This window comes from Streptomyces sp. NBC_01017 (genome assembly GCF_045162795.1).
In the GTDB taxonomy this organism is placed as follows: Bacteria; Actinomycetota; Actinomycetes; order Streptomycetales; family Streptomycetaceae; genus Streptomyces; species Streptomyces machairae.
The window spans coordinates 3747493-3763674 of the sequence record NZ_CP108683.1; the positions used below are offsets into that span (position 1 = coordinate 3747493).

The following is a 16182-nucleotide window of genomic DNA, read 5'->3' on the forward strand; positions in this document are numbered from 1 at the left end:
GCGCTGCTCACGCACGTTTCCAGCGGTCCCCCCTTCATCACCACTCCCGCGCGTACAGGAGAATTCAGGCCATGAGCAACCCCCAGCAGCTGCGCTACAGCAAGGAGCACGAGTGGCTGTCGACCGCCGAGGACGGCGTCTCGACGGTCGGCATCACCGAGTTCGCGGCCAACGCGCTCGGCGATGTCGTCTACGCCCAGCTCCCCGAGGTCGGCTCGACCGTGACCGCGGGTGACACCTGCGGCGAGCTGGAGTCGACCAAGTCGGTGTCGGACCTGTACTCCCCGGTCACCGGCGAGATCACCGAGATCAACGAGGACGTCGTGAACGACCCGGCACTGGTGAACTCGGCCCCCTTCGAGGGCGGCTGGCTGTTCAAGGTACGCATCACGGAGGAGCCGGCCGACCTGCTCTCCGCCGATGAGTACGTCGCCCACACCGCCGGCTGAGGAGTTACACCCCTTATGTCTGACAAGTCGCTTCTGAACACGCCCCTGCACGAGCTCGACCCGGCGATCGCCGCCGCCCTCGACGCCGAGCTGGAGCGCCAGCAGTCCACCCTGGAGATGATCGCCTCCGAGAACTTCGCGCCGGTCGCGGTCATGGAGGCGCAGGGCTCGGTCGCCACGAACAAGTACGCCGAGGGCTACCCGGGCCGCCGTTACTACGGCGGCTGCGAGCACGTCGACGTCGCCGAGCAGATCGCCATCGACCGGGTCAAGGAGCTGTTCGGCGCCGAGTACGCCAACGTCCAGCCGCACTCGGGCGCCTCCGCCAACCAGGCCGCCCTGTTCGCGCTGGCCCAGCCGGGCGACACCATCCTGGGCCTGGACCTGGCCCACGGCGGCCACCTCACGCACGGGATGCGGCTGAACTTCTCCGGCAAGCAGTTCAAGGTGGTCCCGTACCACGTGGACACCGAGACCGGCCTGGTCGACATGGCCGAGGTCGAGCGGCTCGCCAAGGAGCACCGCCCGAAGGTGATCATCGCCGGCTGGTCAGCGTACCCGCGGAAGCTGGACTTCGCCGAGTTCCGCCGGATCGCCGACCAGGTCGAGGCGTACCTGTGGGTCGACATGGCGCACTTCGCCGGGCTGGTCGCGGCCGGGCTGCACCCGAACCCGGTCGAGCACGCGGACGTGGTGACCTCAACCACGCACAAGACGCTCGGCGGCCCGCGCGGCGGCATCATCCTCGCGAAGAAGGACTTCGCGAAGAAGCTGAACTCGTCCGTCTTCCCGGGCTTCCAGGGCGGTCCCCTGGAGCACGTGATCGCGGCCAAGGCGGTCTCCTTCAAGGTCGCCGCGAGCGAGGACTTCAAGGAGCGCCAGCGCCGTACGGTCGAGGGTGCGCGGATCCTCGCCGACCGCCTGACCGCCGCCGACGCCCGCGAGGCCGGCGTGAACGTGCTGTCCGGCGGCACCGACGTGCACCTGATCCTCGTGGATCTGCGTGAGTCGGAGCTGGACGGGCAGCAGGCCGAGGACCGTCTCCACGAGGTCGGCATCACGGTCAACCGCAACGCCGTCCCGAACGACCCGCGCCCGCCGATGGTGACCTCGGGTCTGCGCATCGGCACGCCCGCCCTGGCCACCCGCGGCTTCACGGCCGAGGACTTCGCCGAGGTCGCGGACGTCATCGCCGCGGCGCTGAAGCCGTCCTACGACGCGGATGCGCTGAAGGCCCGGGTCAAGGCGCTCGCGGACAAGCACCCGCTGTACCCCGGTCTGAACAAGTAGTTCCTTTTTGTGGGGTGTCCCGCACACTCGTAGGTGAGCGGGACACCCCACGCCCCTGTTCCACCCCGTATTGAGGAGTCCCCCGTGGCCATCTCGGTCTTCGACCTGTTCTCGATCGGCATCGGCCCGTCCAGCTCCCACACGGTCGGCCCGATGCGCGCGGCACGCATGTTCGCCCGCCGACTGCGTAATGAGGGTCTGGTGGATTCCGTCGCGTCCGTACGGGCCGAGCTGTACGGCTCCCTGGGCGCGACCGGCCATGGACACGGCACCCCGAAGGCGGTGCTGCTCGGCCTGGAGGACGCCTCGCCGCGCACGGTGGACGTGGAGACGGCGGACGAGCGGGTGGAGGCGATCAGGAGTGAGGGCCGGCTGCGGCTGCTCGGTGAGCGCGACATCCCGTTCTCCTTCGACGAGGACCTGGTCCTGCACCGTCGCAAGACACTGCCCTACCACGCGAACGGCATGACGCTGTGGGCGTACGACGCGTCCGGCGGGGAGCTGCTCTCCAAGACGTACTACTCGGTGGGCGGCGGCTTCGTCGTCGACGAGGAGGCGGTCGGCGCGGACCGCATCAAGCTGGACGACACGGTCCTGAAGTACCCCTTCCGCACGGGCGACGAGCTGCTGCGGCTGACGCAGGAGACGGGCCTGTCGATCTCCGCGCTGATGCTGGAGAACGAGCGGGCCTGGCGCACGGAGGAGGAGATCCGCACAGGCCTGCTGGAGATCTGGCAGGTGATGCGGGAGTGCGTGTCGCGGGGGATGTCGCGGGAGGGCATCCTGCCGGGCGGCCTGAAGGTCCGGCGCCGCGCCGCGAACACGGCCCGCAAGCTGCGCTCCGAGGGCGACCCGAAGGCGCTCGCCATGGAGTGGATCACGCTCTACGCGATGGCCGTGAACGAGGAGAACGCGGCGGGCGGCCGGGTCGTGACCGCCCCGACCAACGGCGCGGCGGGCATCATCCCGGCCGTCCTGCACTACTACATCAACTTCGTGCCCGGCGCGGACGAGGAGGGCGTGGTCCGCTTCATGCTGGCCGCCGGCGCGATCGGCATGCTCTTCAAGGAGAACGCGTCCATCTCCGGCGCCGAGGTCGGCTGCCAGGGCGAGGTCGGCTCGGCCTGCTCGATGGCGGCGGGCGCGCTTGCGGAGGTGCTCGGCGGCTCCCCGGAGCAGGTCGAGAACGCCGCCGAGATCGGCATGGAGCACAACCTCGGCCTGACCTGCGACCCGGTCGGCGGCCTCGTCCAGATCCCGTGCATCGAGCGCAACGGCATGGCCGCCGTGAAGGCGGTCACGGCGGCGCGGATGGCCATGCGCGGGGACGGCTCGCACAAGGTGTCCCTGGACAAGGTCATCAAGACCATGAAGGAGACGGGCGCCGACATGTCCGTGAAGTACAAGGAGACGGCCCGGGGCGGACTGGCGGTCAACATCATCGAGTGCTGATCCCGTAGGGATCACGTGCTAGACGAAGAGCATCAGGGCAACCCCCAGTAGTACGGCGATCACGACGAGGCTGCTTCCGATGAAGCAGCCGGGGTTGTTCATCAGGTCGGAGATCCGCGCCATGGCGGTGAGCGGCTCCGGCGTGAAGGCGGCCGGCTGCGCGGGGGCCGGGATCGCCTGGGGCGCCGGGGGCACGGTCATGGGGCGGGGCAGGGCTGGTGCGGGTGGTGGCCCCTCGTTGCGGGTCATCGCGTCCCGCAGGAGCTGGCTCCACAGCACCGGCGGCAGGTCGGGGACCCTGCCGTTCGCCGGTTCGATGATGCTCTGCCGGAGCCAGTTGCCCGTGGTGGGGTGAGGGTCCCGGCTCATGCGGTACAGCAGTTCCCGCAGATCGCGCAGATAGCGTTCGTCGCGGGCCAGCGGCGCGACGGCCCAGGTGAAGAGGTCGGCCGAGAGGTCGGTCATGGCCTTCCTCGACGGGTGTTCCCCGTTCGCCGTCTGCGGGGTGAAGTACAGGTTCCTGTGCAGCACCTCGGCGCACAGCTCGTGTCGCACGTCCAGGTGACGCACCTCGACACGGTCCGGCCGGCCCAGCTCGTTCAGCAGCAGCTCCACCGAGTCCCGCGGCAGTTCGGCGGAACGCAGCTCGCCGAGGAGCACCTCGTCGGGCCGCGTGCGCAGATCCGCCATCAGGATGCTGCGCCGGCTCCCGTCCCCGCGCCGGTACTCACGCAGGTCCCGGCGCAGGACATGCAGGGCATGGGGGTCGTGGCCGTTCGGGCTCCCGTGGGTGTGCGGCGGCTGGAAAGGCTGCGGGGGCGTCACGGGGGCAGGGGGCGGCAACGGCGTCACGGGGGCAGGGGGCGGCGCCGGTGGAGAGGTCGCGAGTGCGGGGCTCGCATACGGTTCTCCGTACGGCTCCGGGGCGACGATGGCCCGGGCGGCGGCGGGTGTCGTGGGCCGCTCCGGCTCCCGGTCCCGCGTTCGCCTCGCTTCCCGATCCCGGTCCTGCTCCCTCTCCTCCCCCAGGATTCTCCAGAGCCGGTCACGGCGTCGCTCCCAGTCCAGGGTCGCGCCGTCGGGGAGTTCCCCGACGAGCTGCGGTACGCCAGGAGCCGCCTCCCGGTGCGCGAGGAGGTAGTCCACCAGCCGGGTCGCCGCCTTGTGCTCGAAGCGTGGTTTGCCGTGCGGGCGGCCCATGACCCTGGCCAGCGGGCCGGAACCGCCCGTGTCCGGCTCCCAGCGCGGGACGGCCATCAGCCGCAGCGCGTGGGTGTCGACGGAGTCGCAGGTGGCGAACGTCCACTCCTGCCCCAGCCAGCGCCCGAACAGCAGAAAGAGCCCGAGATACACCAGCGGTACGGCGTCCCGGTCCGGCCAGTCGCGCGGGGTCTCCTCCTCCAGGAGCAGCGACACCCGCTGCGTCGGATCGCGCAGCAGCTCCGCGGTGGTGAGGATCAGCGCGTGCGCGACCTCGGGCAGCCGCTCCAGCATCTCCGGCAGCCGCTTGTGCGCGAGGTCGTCGAGTCTCGCGGAGTCGATCTCGGGCAGCCGCCCCGACGCCTGCTCGGCCCTCTCCTGCTTGCGCCAGCCGGGGTACGCCAGTCCGAGGCACTCACGGACCCTGAGGGTGCCTCGGTCGCCGATGAGGACATGGCTGACCGTGCTGGGCCGGCCGCCCCGGTCGGTGGTGGGCCAGCGCTGGACGAGCAGGACGTCACCGTCGCGGGACACGGTGCGCACGACGCTCGGGCGTGCCGCCGCCGCGCCGGACACCCACAGCAACGGGCCCAGTTCCCGGCCGAGTTCCTCGGCCCGCTCGGGCTCGCAGGAGTGCGCGACGGCGTTCATGCCGGTGCCCTGCCGGCCGTGGTTGCCGTCCCAGCGGAAGACCGCCTGGTGGACCGGTCCCCGGTCCTGGAAGTCGCTCACCGATGTTCCCCTCCCTCGGATCCCTCGGGCTCCTCGGGCCCTTCAGACCTCTCGAATCCTGCGGACGTCGCCTCGAATCCCCCGGCTTCGTCCCACGGCACCGCCTCCAGCGCGGGCGCCTCGCCCACGGCCAACGCCTCGGCGCCGCCCGGCACTTGGATCAGGCCGTGCATCGCCAGCAGCGCGACGAGCGGCTCCAGCACCCGCCGGGGCCCCGCGCCCGCCGGATAGCGGCCCTGGTCCTCCTGGCCGCCGGTCGCGGACGCGATGTGCAGAGTGCAGCGGCGGATCGCGTCGAAGGGGCGCAGCCACGCCTGGCCGGCGTGCCGGCGCAGCAGCCCGTGGACATCCCGGCTCTCCTCGCGCATCAGCGCCGGGTCGAGGGAGCCGGCCGGCGGGCGGGTCAGCCACCGGTCGACGGGCGGCTGGAACCTGAGCAGGTCCGCCTTGCCGAGCACCATCGCGGCCGGCACGTCCACGTACGGGCCGTTCTTGGGCAGCCGGTCCAGGACGGTGCCGAAGGCGAGGTCGCCGTCCCGGTTCACCTCGACTCCCCAGCGTTCCCTGGCGTGGTCCAGCTGCGGCAGCGGGAGGGCCAGCGCCGGGTCGACGACGAAGACCAGGGCGTCGACGCCCAGCAGGAACCGCAGCGCCGCGTCGGTGCGTACGAGGTCCTCGCCGCCGAGGTCGAAGAAGGCGACCGGGCGCACCTGCCCGCGGGCGTCGGTGATCAGCAGGGACTCCACGAAGCGGGCGAAATCGTCCAGACCGAGCGCGGCCGTGTGGTCCAGGACCTTGCCGTTGCGCAGCGGCTGCACCCGTTCCCGCACGAACCGGGCATGCTGCTCCGGATTGACGGACTGCCACTTCAGGCCGTACGGCTCCAGCCCGCCGTCGGTGATGGCCGCGATCATCTGGGTCAGCAGATGGCTCTTGCCGGTGGAGGACTGGCCGACCATCGCGACGGTCAGCGGGCGGCCGTACGTCAGATAGGGCACCGGGATGAAGTGCTCGGGGAAGTCCGGGTCCGCCATGCACTTCTGGACGGCACCGCGCATGATGTCGGTCCGCCGCACGGGGTTGGTGATGCCCGCCAGGTCCAGTGGCTTGTACTGCATGCGGCTGTCCGTGACGAACAGCTTGGTGAGGTCGAGCTGGATGGTCTCCAGGCAGTACGGGCACAGCACTTCGCCGTCGTCGCGGGCCGCTCCGTCGCTCCGCCCGGCCGGTGCCGCGCGCTTGAGGCGCAGCGCCTCGTCGAAGGCCTCGTGGTGCGGGCGCGTCTCGTCGGGCGGCACCGCGAGCCGGACGCGGCTGGCGGCGCCCGGCTTCACCAGGTCGAGCACCTCGGCGGGCGTCGGCCGGTCGGCCGCACGCGGCGCGAAGGCGTCCCGCAACGTCCGGTCGAGCCTGCGGTGTTCGGCGAGGTCGGGAGGTGTCCGGTCGGCCGGTCCGGGCCGTCCGGTCACCAGTTGGTAGAGCACCTGGGCCGCGCTCCACACCGCGTCCCGGGAGTCGGCGAGCCCCTCGCCCCTTCGCTGTTCCGGCGGGCAGAACGGCGTCCGGCCCCACGGGCGCCTCGGCCGGCCGCTCCGGGTCACCGACTCCAGCCCCCACAGCTGCACCTTGGCGCCGTCCCAGCGCACGGAGTTGGGTGAGATGTCGCGCGGTACCAGCCCCTGGCCCTCCAGCAGACACAGGGCCAGCATCAGATCCCTGGTGAGAACGTCCTGGTCGGTCGCGGACATCACGTGAATCCGCGCGACGGGCGTGCCACGCGGCGGGTCGTACAGCAGGAACGGCTCGGCCGCGTCCAGCTCGTAGCCGACGATCCTCGGGAAGAGGGCCGCGAACTCCGTGTCTCCGAGCAGGTGTTGCAGTTGCAGCGCGGTGCCCGCCTCCGTGTCCAGCAGGGCGCGCGCCGCCGGATTCGCGGCGTCCTTGGCGCTCAGGCGCACCTGCACGCACTGCTGTCCCTCGTCGTCGAGCCTCGCCTTGCGGATCAGCTGGGGCAGCGGCCGGTCGCGACGGACCTCCCGGCCCACGCGCACCGGGGTGACCCGGCGCCGCCCCGAGGGCACGGTGAACGCGAGCTTGTCCGGAGGCGGACCGCCCGGCCCCTGCGGGGGATACGGGATGCTGCTCACCGGCGGTCCTTTCGTTCGTACCTGAGCACCGGGGTGTGCGGGTGCACCCGGACGGGGTGCGGGAGACGGATCACCAGGGGTCGCCGTCCCCTCGGTCGCCGGCGTCCGGCCGTCCGTCCGTGTCGGGCCAGTCGTAGGACTGGGCCGTCCAGTCATGGGAGTTGGCGCGCGCGTGGCGGTTCACCGGCTCGGCACGGTCGTACGGGTTCGTCGTGCCGTACGTGTCCAGCGCGTCGTCCAAGTCCAGTGCCGCGTCGGCGTCGGTCCCGTCGGGCTCGGCGCCGTGCCGGGGGCGGACGGTGTGCACCACGCCGATCCGGAGCGGGGTGAGCCGTACCAGGCCGGCGTAGCGTCCCGACGACGTCCACAGGACCTCGTCCGGGTGGACCGAGCCGCTGGACCGCCAGGCCTTCTCGACCTCGTCGCGTACGGCCCTGGGGGCGAACCTGAGCCACACCGCGGCCGCCGGATCGCGGCTGAGCAGTGCGCCCTGCTCGGGTGAGGACAGCTGTACGACGGCCTGCCGGTCGGCTTCGGCGCCGACCAGGTCGGCCGGTCCGTGCGGGTCGGTGCCGAGGAGGTTGGCCGAGGTGGCGCGCACGCGGCGGGGAGCGGCGAACGGAGGCGGGGCCAGGACGCCGTTGTGCTGGAGGTGATGACGGGCCGTCGACAGCAGTGCGCGGACCCGTTCCTCGGTGCGCCGGACGGCGAGGGTGCCGGCCTGGCCGCGTTCGACGGCACCCCAGTAGGACTTCATCGCCTCCAGGGCGGCGTCCGTCAGATCGGCCGACAAGGTGGCGACCAGGTCGGGCCCGCCCTCACCGCTCTCCCGGTCCAGCCAGCGCGGCACCCCCCTGGCGCGGTCCCGCGACGGGGCGGCAGACGTCTGCTCCGGACCCGTCTCGTGCCCCTTCTCCTGTGCGGGCTCCTCCCACGACGGACCGTCGTCCCAGGCGTACACGCTCGCCCAGTCGCTCTCACCGTCGTCGGCCCCGGCACCGGCGTCGTCCGGGCCGAGGTCCAGGTCGTCGGCGAGCCAGTCGTCCTCGGCAGGCGTGCGGGCGCCGGGTATGTCGAAGCCGCCGGGCACCCCGGCCGCCGCGACCCGCGCGGGCTCGGGCACCGCCTCGGCCTCCGCCGCCGCAGCCGTCGCCCGCAGCATGCCGGCGACGGAACGGGCGGCGTCGGCGCAGTACAGGCGCTCCTCGACGGCCCAGTGCTCCCGGACCGCCTCGGCCAGCAGGGCGTCGAGCCCGTCAAGAGCCCGGCGCAGTACGGCAGTTGTGTGGCCCGGCGCCCAGTCCGCGGCGGCTGACCGCCACAGCCGGCGTACCGTCTCCAGCGCGACGCCGAAGCCGAGCAGCAGCCCGATCGTGCCGAGCCAGACCGGGGGTTCGGTGGCGTATGACACCCCGGCGCCGACCGCCGTGCCGCCGACCGCCGCGACCCTGGGGGCGACGGCCCAGCGGCCGGGGCGTCCCGCACCGCGCAGCCGGGCCGTCCCGAGCATCGCCATGCCGACGAACAGCAGCGGCACGACGACCGCCAGGGCGAGGAACGGCCCCGACCACAGGGCACCGAGCAGGCCCGCGCAGGCCGCCGCCAACGGCCCCGTCACCGGGAGGCCGGCTGCCCCGGCGTCCGCCGTCCCCGTCTGCCGGGCCACCGCCTCGGCGGAGTACGGGGCGAGCCTCGGCAGCAACGCCGTCCCCGGCAGTGGCTCGGCGCGCCCCGCGAGGCCGGTGAAGCGCTGGGCCACCGACCGCAGAGCGAGCCCCTGACCGAGCAGTTTCCCGGCGAAGTCCTTCAGCCCCTCGCCGATCCGCTCGCCCATGCCCTCGGCCGACGGCACCCGCAGTCCGAGGGCCGCGAGCCGGGTCGCCGACTCGGCGGCGGACGCTGCCGTGCCGCCGCCGCTGCGCAGGGCCGTGGCGACGAGGTCCCGGTAGTTGTCCAGCGCCTGACGTGCCTGGTCGACGTCCGCCTCGAACGCCTCACGGCGCGAGGCGCGCAGGAGCCCGGGCAGGGTCCGCAGCCCGGCCAGCGCGTCCTCGGCGTGGTCGAGGGCGTCCGCGCAGGCGCGGTGGGCGTCCTCCGCCACTCCGCCGGGCTCCCGGTGTCCCAGGTCCTGGCCGCCCCGGCCCACCACCAGACGGCGCAGCGGCTCCGGCAGATCGGCGCCGGAGGAGGCGGTCAGCAGGACGTCCGGGGCGAGTTCGGTGTCCTCGCCGGCGAACCGGGTGAGCGCGTCGCGCCAGGCCCGGTCGCGCACCTCCGGCGGCAAGTCCTGCTCCAGCAGCCGTACGCCGGGCGCGGCGACGGCCTCGGGCAGCGACTGGATGCCGTGCAGCACGCTGAGGTAGACGTCCGGGACCGACAGCACGTCGACGAGGACCGCCAGCGCGTCCGGGTCGTCGGGTGCGGGCTGCTCCAGCGCGGTGCGGGCGGAGCGCAGGTCGCCGGCCCACAGCAGCGCGCTGCCCGGCGCCCGCAGCACCGAGGGGCGCAGCAGCCGGCGGTCGGGCTGGAAGCCGCCCTCCTCGCCCGCGAACGAGCCCGGTGCGCTGCCGACCAGCAGCACCAGGAGCCTGACCTCGCCCACGGCCCGGTAGCCGGTGATGAGTTCGTACTGCGGCCGGTGATCGGTCAGCCCGGCCGGGGTGTCGACCACCAGGAACAGCGGATCGTCGGGTTCGGGCAGCCCGGCCCGGCCCAACTCCTGGGCGACCCTGGCCCGCAGTGCCGACGGGCTGTGCAGCGCTGCCGCCCCGGCCCGCAGGTCGAGATGGATGACGGCACCGAAGTCCTGCCGCACGCTCACAGCACGTCACCGTCCCAGGAGCCGCCGCGCCGGGCGGCGTCGTCGTCCCACGGCGGTGGAGGCAGGTCGTCACCGTCCCGGGGGGTGGTCCGGGTGCCGTACTCCTCACCACGCTCGCGCCGCCGGGCGCCCGGTCCGTCGCGGTCCTCGCCGTCCCGCCGGTCGTCGCCGCCGGTCTCGTCGTGGTCGCCACGTGCGCCGCGACGGCGCCCGCCGCCACCGTCACGCGGCTCACCCCAGAAGTCCCGCTCCTCGCCCGGTTCTTCACGACGGCGCCCGCTGCCGGGCCGGTCGTAGTCGTCGTAGCCCTCATGACGGCTGTCGCCGCGTTCGCCGCCGTACGGCCCGTCGTCGTCGCCGTACCGACCCCCGCCCCGCGCTCGCTCGTCGGCGTTCTCGTCCCGGTCGCCGTCGTCGCGTCGGTAGGTGTCCCGGGAGTCGAAGGAGTCGACCGGGGCGGTGCCGAAGTCGTCGTCCTGAGGGCGGCGGCGGGGTTCCGTGAGGCCGTCCGGGGTGCGGGGGCCGGTCGGGGTGCCGCCTCGGACGTGTTCCAGCAGGGTGCGCAGAGTGGGCTGGACGGCGCGCTGGTCGCCGAACTCGGTGTCCAGGGCGGCCGGGAGGGTCTCCGCCCAGAACTCCCACAGCGGCCGCACCCAGCCCTCGACGCGCTCGCCGCCCTGTTCCCGGCGGTCCGCCAGCAGCTCCAGCTGGCGCGGGGCGATCTTCTCGACGAGGTCGGTGAAGAGGGGGTGCGGTTCGCTGCCGGTCCGGGCGAGGCCGGAGGGCTGGGCCCCCATCAGCTCACGGCAGTAGTCCTCGACGGTCCGCTCGTCGTCGAGGACCGTCCAGCGTTCGTACGCACGCAGCAACTCGGCCCAGCTGGACACCCCGCCGGGGTAGTCCCCGAGGCGCAGCCGCACGCCGGGGACGTGCGCGCCCTTGTCCGGGAACAGCCGCAGCCGCACCCGCTCCGGCGACGCGGGGTCGCCGTCGACCACGTCGACCTGGCCGTTCCACATGCAGCACAGCAGCCTGTGCATGATGACGCGCCGGTCCTCCTCGCTGCTCACCATCCAGCTGTCGCGGAAGCCGAGCCGCTGCCGCCACCGCAGGACGTCCTGGGCCTGCTCGGAGTCCTTCGCGCGGGCCCACTGGCGCAGCACCTTGCGGGCCTCGGGCACCTGCGTGAGGCTCATCTCGCTGCGGAAGAGGACCACGGTGACGGAGTCGCTCTCCACGCCCCGGTACTCCACGGAGTTCTTCGCGTCCGTGGGCAGCCGCAGCGTCTTGCCGAGGTACTCCTGAACCTCCTCCACGGCCTGCACCCGAGGGTGGGTGACCAGCACCCGCAGCAGTCCGGTGCCCTCCGGGGTGAACCCGACCGGCAGCAGCCCGGCGAGCTTGCGGCCGAACAGGTCGAGCGCCTCCTTGCTGACCTGCTCGGTGGCGTCCGCGTCGCCCGCCGCGGCGGCCAGCAGCATGCCCATCGACGGCAGCAGCGGCCGTTCCTCCAGGTGCGCGCCGCTCTCGGCGAACAGCCGGGTGATCCGGGCCTCCAGCTGCCCCTTGACCCGCGCCACCGAGCCCTCCGGGTCACGCCGGCTGAGCGTGTGGACCTGACGCCAGGTGTCGCCGTCGACCAGCTTGAGCAGCAGCGCGGCCTCGTCGTCGTTCTCCCGCAGTCCCTCCCGGCGGATGAGCCGGGTGACGACGTCCTCGTAGAAGTGGTTCAGGGTGCGCTGCGGCGGCAGCAGATACGAGATCCCGGTGCGGTCCTCGTACAGTTCGCGGCCCTTCTGCTCGGAGGTCTTGCGCTCCTGGTCGCTGTGCGTGCGGAAGGCGTTCACCAGGCGCACGATGTCGGCGCCGGCCGCGTCCGCGTGGGGTTGCCAGTGCTGTTGCTGCTCCCGCCAGGCCTCGTGCCACACCGTGCGGCAGCGCCACTGGTACCAGGCGTCCTGCTCCTGGATGGCCGCCTGGACGTCGTCGTCGCCCCAGCGGGCCGGTGCCAGGCCGCCCAACTGGCCCTTGATCCGGGGGATCTTGGGCGGCTGCTCCTTCACGCCCGGCGGGCGCTGCGGGCTGCGGGCGCGGTTGTCCAGCATGCCGAGGAAGCCGAGCCGGGCGATCGGCTCGTCGCTGTCGGGGACGCCCCTGACGACGCGTTCGGCGAGGAAGGGGTCCACGCTCTGGAGCAGTTTGTCGATGGCGGGGCGCGGCGCGAACCGGTCGGCCATGGCGGTGGCCGCGCGTTCGGCCTCGGACCGCAGGTCGGACAGCAGTCGCTGCATGTCCGCGACGCGCTCGCCCAGCGCCTGCTCGATGTTCTTGCCGCCGCGCGGCAGCGGATCGGGCTCGGGCACTGGCAACTGCCTGCGTTCCCAGAGCTCTTCGAGGTGGGAGTCGGCGAACAGCTCCCGGATCATCGGCACCGCACCGTCCCGCAGCGCGGCCCGCGGCCGGGCCACGAGATCGGTGACCGCGAGCCGCAGCAGCCGCCCGGCCACCAGGTCGGCGAGCTGGTCCATCGGCGCGGTCATGGACGCCACCAGGCTGGTGGAGACGCCCTGCCGGCCGATGCCGGTCGGGGAGACGGCGCTGCGCTGCACGCCCCGGTTGATGAAGCTCGCGGCGAAGGTCGTGAAGTCGTCGTCGGAGGCCTGCTTGCGGCCCTGGGCGCGGCCGTCGCCCAGTTCGGTGCCGATCAGCGACATCACCAGGGAGACGATGGAGCGGCGCAGGTCGTCGGCGCGGATGCCGGCGGTCGGGCTGAAAAGGAACGCCGTGGGCAGGATGCCGGTGCGCAGCCGGATGGGCATCATGCCCGGGTAGCGGATGCCGAGGCCGACCTCGTGGTCGAGATCGCCGATCTCCGCGCCCTCCGACGGCGCGTTCTGCGTGTCGACCAGCCGGAACAGGTCGACCAGCGCCCGGGCCGCATTGAGCTCCGCCTCCCTTCCGCCACCGGTGGCGGCGGAGAACGACGACGGCATGACGACCAGCGGGTAGATCTTCACGCCGTCGAAGCGGCGCATCTGGAAGGCGTGGTTGATCAGGTGCAGATAGTCCAGGAAGATCCCGGCGCCGGTGCCGCCGGCCACCGAGAAGGCCACGAAGACGTCGCAGCCGTTGACCTTGCCGCCGCCGAGCTCGCTCAGTTCGCCCGCCGCCCTGGCCATCGAGTCGATCGCCTGCAGCAGCGGCTCCAGGACGGGCGCGAGGCTGTGCCTCAGGGTGGCGAACAGGGCGGCGCGGCCGACGGTGGGCAGCTGGCCGGCACCGGCGTGCAGCGGGGTGACCTTCGGTTCGTCGATGCGCGGCGGCAACCAGTCGGCGACCTCGTCGCGCAGAACGGCCCGGAGCATCTTGGTGACTTCGGGTGAGGCGTCGAAGTTCGGCAGCAGGTTGTGGGTGGCCCGGGAGGTCCGGGCGTACGCCGCCCGCAGGGACGGGTCCACATTGAACTGCGGCAGCCGGTGGAGGTCGGCTTCGCTGTAGTCCGCGTACACGAACTGGAGGCAGTCGGGCAGTTGGAAGGGGGCGTGGCCGCTCTGCCGGCTGAGCGCCATGCCGTCGGGGCCGCACAGTTCGGCGCGCAGTCTGCGTTCCAGTTCGGCACCGACCAGTCCCCCGGTGCCGCCCAGGCCGACGAAGAGCATCGGCTGGAAGATCTTCATGGGTTTCCTCCCCGCTCTACGGCCGACGCGGCCGCAGGTTCGTGCTGGGTACGTCCGTGGATGTGCGGGTCACAGGTACGAGGTGAAGGGGCTGTCGTTGCCGCTGTCGCCGGGGCCGGTCGAGGAGCCTGCGCCGACGGTGGCCCCCGCGGCGGGCGGCCTGCGGCGGTTGCTGCGCCCCGGCCGGGTGTCCTCGCCCAGGGCAAGGCTCAGCGTGTCGGTCAGCTGGACCTGACCGCCGGTGGTCAGCGCGGTACGGCCGGCGCCCTTGGTGCGCAGCACCGCTCCGCCCTCACGGCTGCGCTGCACGGCGTACTGGCCGTGCGGGCGCCGCTCGATGCGTGGGCTGCGATGGGCCTCGACGACGGCGAACTCGTACCAGTGCTTGCTGTTGCCGTGCCCCGCCGGGTGCTCGTTGAGGACCCGGCCGTCCTCCGACACCAGGTGCAGCATCAGGCCGTAGGGGTCCTTGCGCCGGTTGCGCAGCTGCCGCCAGGCGACGAGGGCCGCGCCGGCGAGGGCGATCAGGACGGCGGCCGACACGAACGCCCACCAGTACTTCTCCCAGATCCCCGGCTCCGGCACGACCCGCACCGACAGCGGTGACCGTACGAGGGTGCGGTCGCCGTCGGTGGTGTCGACGGCGGTGACGGTGCCGGCGAGCTTCAGCCCGTCGTCGCCGAGGCGGTCGCCGAAGACGTCCGCGGGGGCGACCTCGACCTGCACCTCGCGGGTGCCGGACTCGCCGGGCTTCAGCGTGATCTCGGCGGGCTTGACGGTGAGCAGCCCGGACCGGAGGTCGGCCACGGACAGCCGCAGGGTGTGCGGGGTGTCGGTGGTGTTGTGGACGGCGAGGGTGCCGGTGACGGTGGCGCCGGGGTGGGTGTCGGCGGCGGGCAGTTCGAGGGCGGCGGTGACGGGCAGCTCGCCGGGCGCGACCGTGCTGCCCTCGCTGCGGGTGTCGGCGCTGAGCCCGGAGGCCGTCAGGGTGGCGCTCACCTTCAGCGCGCCGTCGGCGTCCTTCGGGATCGTCACGGTGCCGGTGAAGGAGCCGTCGCTCGCCTTCGGGTCGGTGCCCTTGCCGCCGTCGGCGAGGTCGAGTGCCAGCGGGGAGAAACCGTCCCCGGTCAGCTCGCTGCGCACGCGCAGCCCTTCGTAGTCGCGCGGGTCCTTGATCTCGTAGCCCTCGCGTGTCTGCAGTCGCATGGTCACGGTGGCTTTCTCGCCGGCTTGCGGCGAGGGCGGGTCCATGGTGATGGCGCCGCGCAGCTCGCCCTGCCACAGCACGCTGACCGCGACGGGCAGCGAGCGATGTCCCTCCGGTGCCTCGGCCTTCACCTTCCAGGTGCCGGGCAGCGGGTCGACGATCTTCAGCGCCTCGACGGGTCCGGTGCCGCCGGCCAGCTCGAAGCGGGACTTCTTGTACGTCCCGGAGGTGGGGACCTTGTCGCCGCTGGGGTCGATGTAGCTGATCCTGACCTCGGGGTCGCCCTTGTCGACGACGATGCTGCCCACGGTCGCCAGCGGGGAGATGCCGATCTCCAGCGTGGCCGGGGGCCGCTTGCTGGGGCCTTCCTCGTGGCGCAGGCAGTGGGCGGCGGCGAAGATCCGCTCCAGCGTGGGGCCGACGTCCTTGGCCCCGTTGACCTTGTGGGCCTTCGGGGTGGCGGAGGGCAGTTCGACACAGCCCCTCTGGTAGCCGCCGGCGGCGATCTGGTCGAGCTGCCCCTTGTCCGGGTCGGGGCCGAAGCCCAGCGGCCAGATCTGGACGTTCTGCGCGGCGGCGTCCTTCAACGCCTGCTTCAACTGCCGTTCGCCCTCGGCCTGGCGGTGCGCGGGATCGCCGTACTTGGGGCTGTCCTTGACGTCCATCTTCCCGTCGGTCAGCAGGAACAGCACCCGGGGCTCCGAGGCGTCGGAGCCGTCGGTCAGGTCGTGCACGCCCTGCCGGATGGCGCTCGGGAGGTCGGTGCCGGTGCCCTCGCTCTCCTTGCGGCTGCGCAGCTTGCCGACGCACCTGCCGACCGTTTCGCGGCCCGCCGCGTCGAGCGTGGTGCGCGGGCAGACCGGGTCCACCGCGCGCTGGTCGTCGTTCTCGGCGGCGGCGAAGCCGAAGACCGTGACATGCGAGGACGAGGACACGTCGCCCAGCGCGATGCGCGCGGCGGCGGCCTTCTCTGCCTTCATGTCCTCGGGCGCGAGGCTGGCCGACTCGTCCACGGCCACCGCGTAGTTGACCGCGGGGAACGCCGGTTCGGAGTCCGCCGCGGGCACCGGATCCTGACCGGCCGGTGCCAGCAGGGACGCGAACACCGCGGTGCCGCCCAGCACCGAGACCGCGGCGCGGCGCACCCGGCCCCTTCGTGATTGCCGTCTTCCCGTGACTCTTTCCACGGCCGTCCCCTGATTCTCGG

Annotated in this window: 8 protein-coding genes; 3 read left to right on the forward strand and 5 right to left on the reverse strand. The window is 72.8% G+C overall.

What is annotated here, in order from left to right; genetic code table 11:
* The first annotated feature begins 71 nt into the window (after positions 1-71).
* The 3 genes from gcvH (at position 72) to OG331_RS17000 (ending at position 3191) form a co-directional block, all read left to right on the forward strand.
* The gene (gcvH, locus tag OG331_RS16990) at positions 72-449 is read left to right on the forward strand and encodes a glycine cleavage system protein GcvH (protein ID WP_328423188.1); all 378 of its coding nucleotides are present in this window, start codon (positions 72-74) and stop codon (positions 447-449) included.
* A gap of 15 nt (positions 450-464) precedes the next feature.
* Positions 465-1739, forward strand: a complete 1275-nt coding sequence (glyA, locus tag OG331_RS16995) for a serine hydroxymethyltransferase (protein ID WP_328879070.1) — start codon at positions 465-467, stop codon at positions 1737-1739.
* Between the two features lie 84 nt (positions 1740-1823).
* Positions 1824-3191 (forward strand): L-serine ammonia-lyase, encoded by a 1368-nt coding sequence (locus OG331_RS17000; protein ID WP_406196965.1) that lies wholly within the window; start codon positions 1824-1826, stop codon positions 3189-3191.
* Between the two features lie 18 nt (positions 3192-3209).
* Here OG331_RS17000 and OG331_RS17005 read toward each other — a convergent pair whose 3' ends face one another.
* The 5 genes from OG331_RS17005 to OG331_RS17025 form a co-directional block, all read right to left on the reverse strand.
* A complete protein-coding gene (locus tag OG331_RS17005) occupies positions 3210-5123 on the reverse strand; it encodes a hypothetical protein (RefSeq protein ID WP_406196968.1) in 1914 nt (637 codons plus the stop codon).
* A complete protein-coding gene (locus OG331_RS17010; RefSeq protein ID WP_406196971.1) occupies positions 5120-7270 on the reverse strand; it encodes a hypothetical protein in 2151 nt (716 codons plus the stop codon). Before OG331_RS17010 ends, OG331_RS17005 begins: the two co-directional genes overlap by 4 nt.
* A gap of 70 nt (positions 7271-7340) precedes the next feature.
* The gene (locus OG331_RS17015; protein ID WP_406196973.1) at positions 7341-10091 is read right to left on the reverse strand and encodes a hypothetical protein; all 2751 of its coding nucleotides are present in this window, start codon (positions 10089-10091) and stop codon (positions 7341-7343) included.
* On the reverse strand, positions 10088-13768 hold the full coding sequence (locus OG331_RS17020; RefSeq protein WP_406196976.1) for a tubulin-like doman-containing protein: 3681 nt from the start codon (positions 13766-13768) through the stop codon (positions 10088-10090). The genes OG331_RS17015 and OG331_RS17020 overlap by 4 nt, the downstream gene beginning before the upstream one ends.
* Before the next feature lie 69 nt (positions 13769-13837).
* Complete coding sequence (locus tag OG331_RS17025; RefSeq protein WP_406196978.1) at positions 13838-16120, reverse strand: VWA domain-containing protein; 2283 nt, start codon at positions 16118-16120, stop codon at positions 13838-13840.
* Positions 16121-16182: the final 62 nt, after the last annotated feature.

Excerpts from the sequence above, each read along its gene's own strand:
- glyA (WP_328879070.1), top strand. The coding sequence starts at position 465 with ATGTCTGACAAGTCGCTTCTGAACACGCCCCTGCACGAGCTCGACCCG.
- gcvH (WP_328423188.1), top strand. The coding sequence starts at position 72 with ATGAGCAACCCCCAGCAGCTGCGCTACAGCAAGGAGCACGAGTGGCTG.
- OG331_RS17020 (WP_406196976.1), bottom strand. The coding sequence starts at position 13,768 with ATGAAGATCTTCCAGCCGATGCTCTTCGTCGGCCTGGGCGGCACCGGG.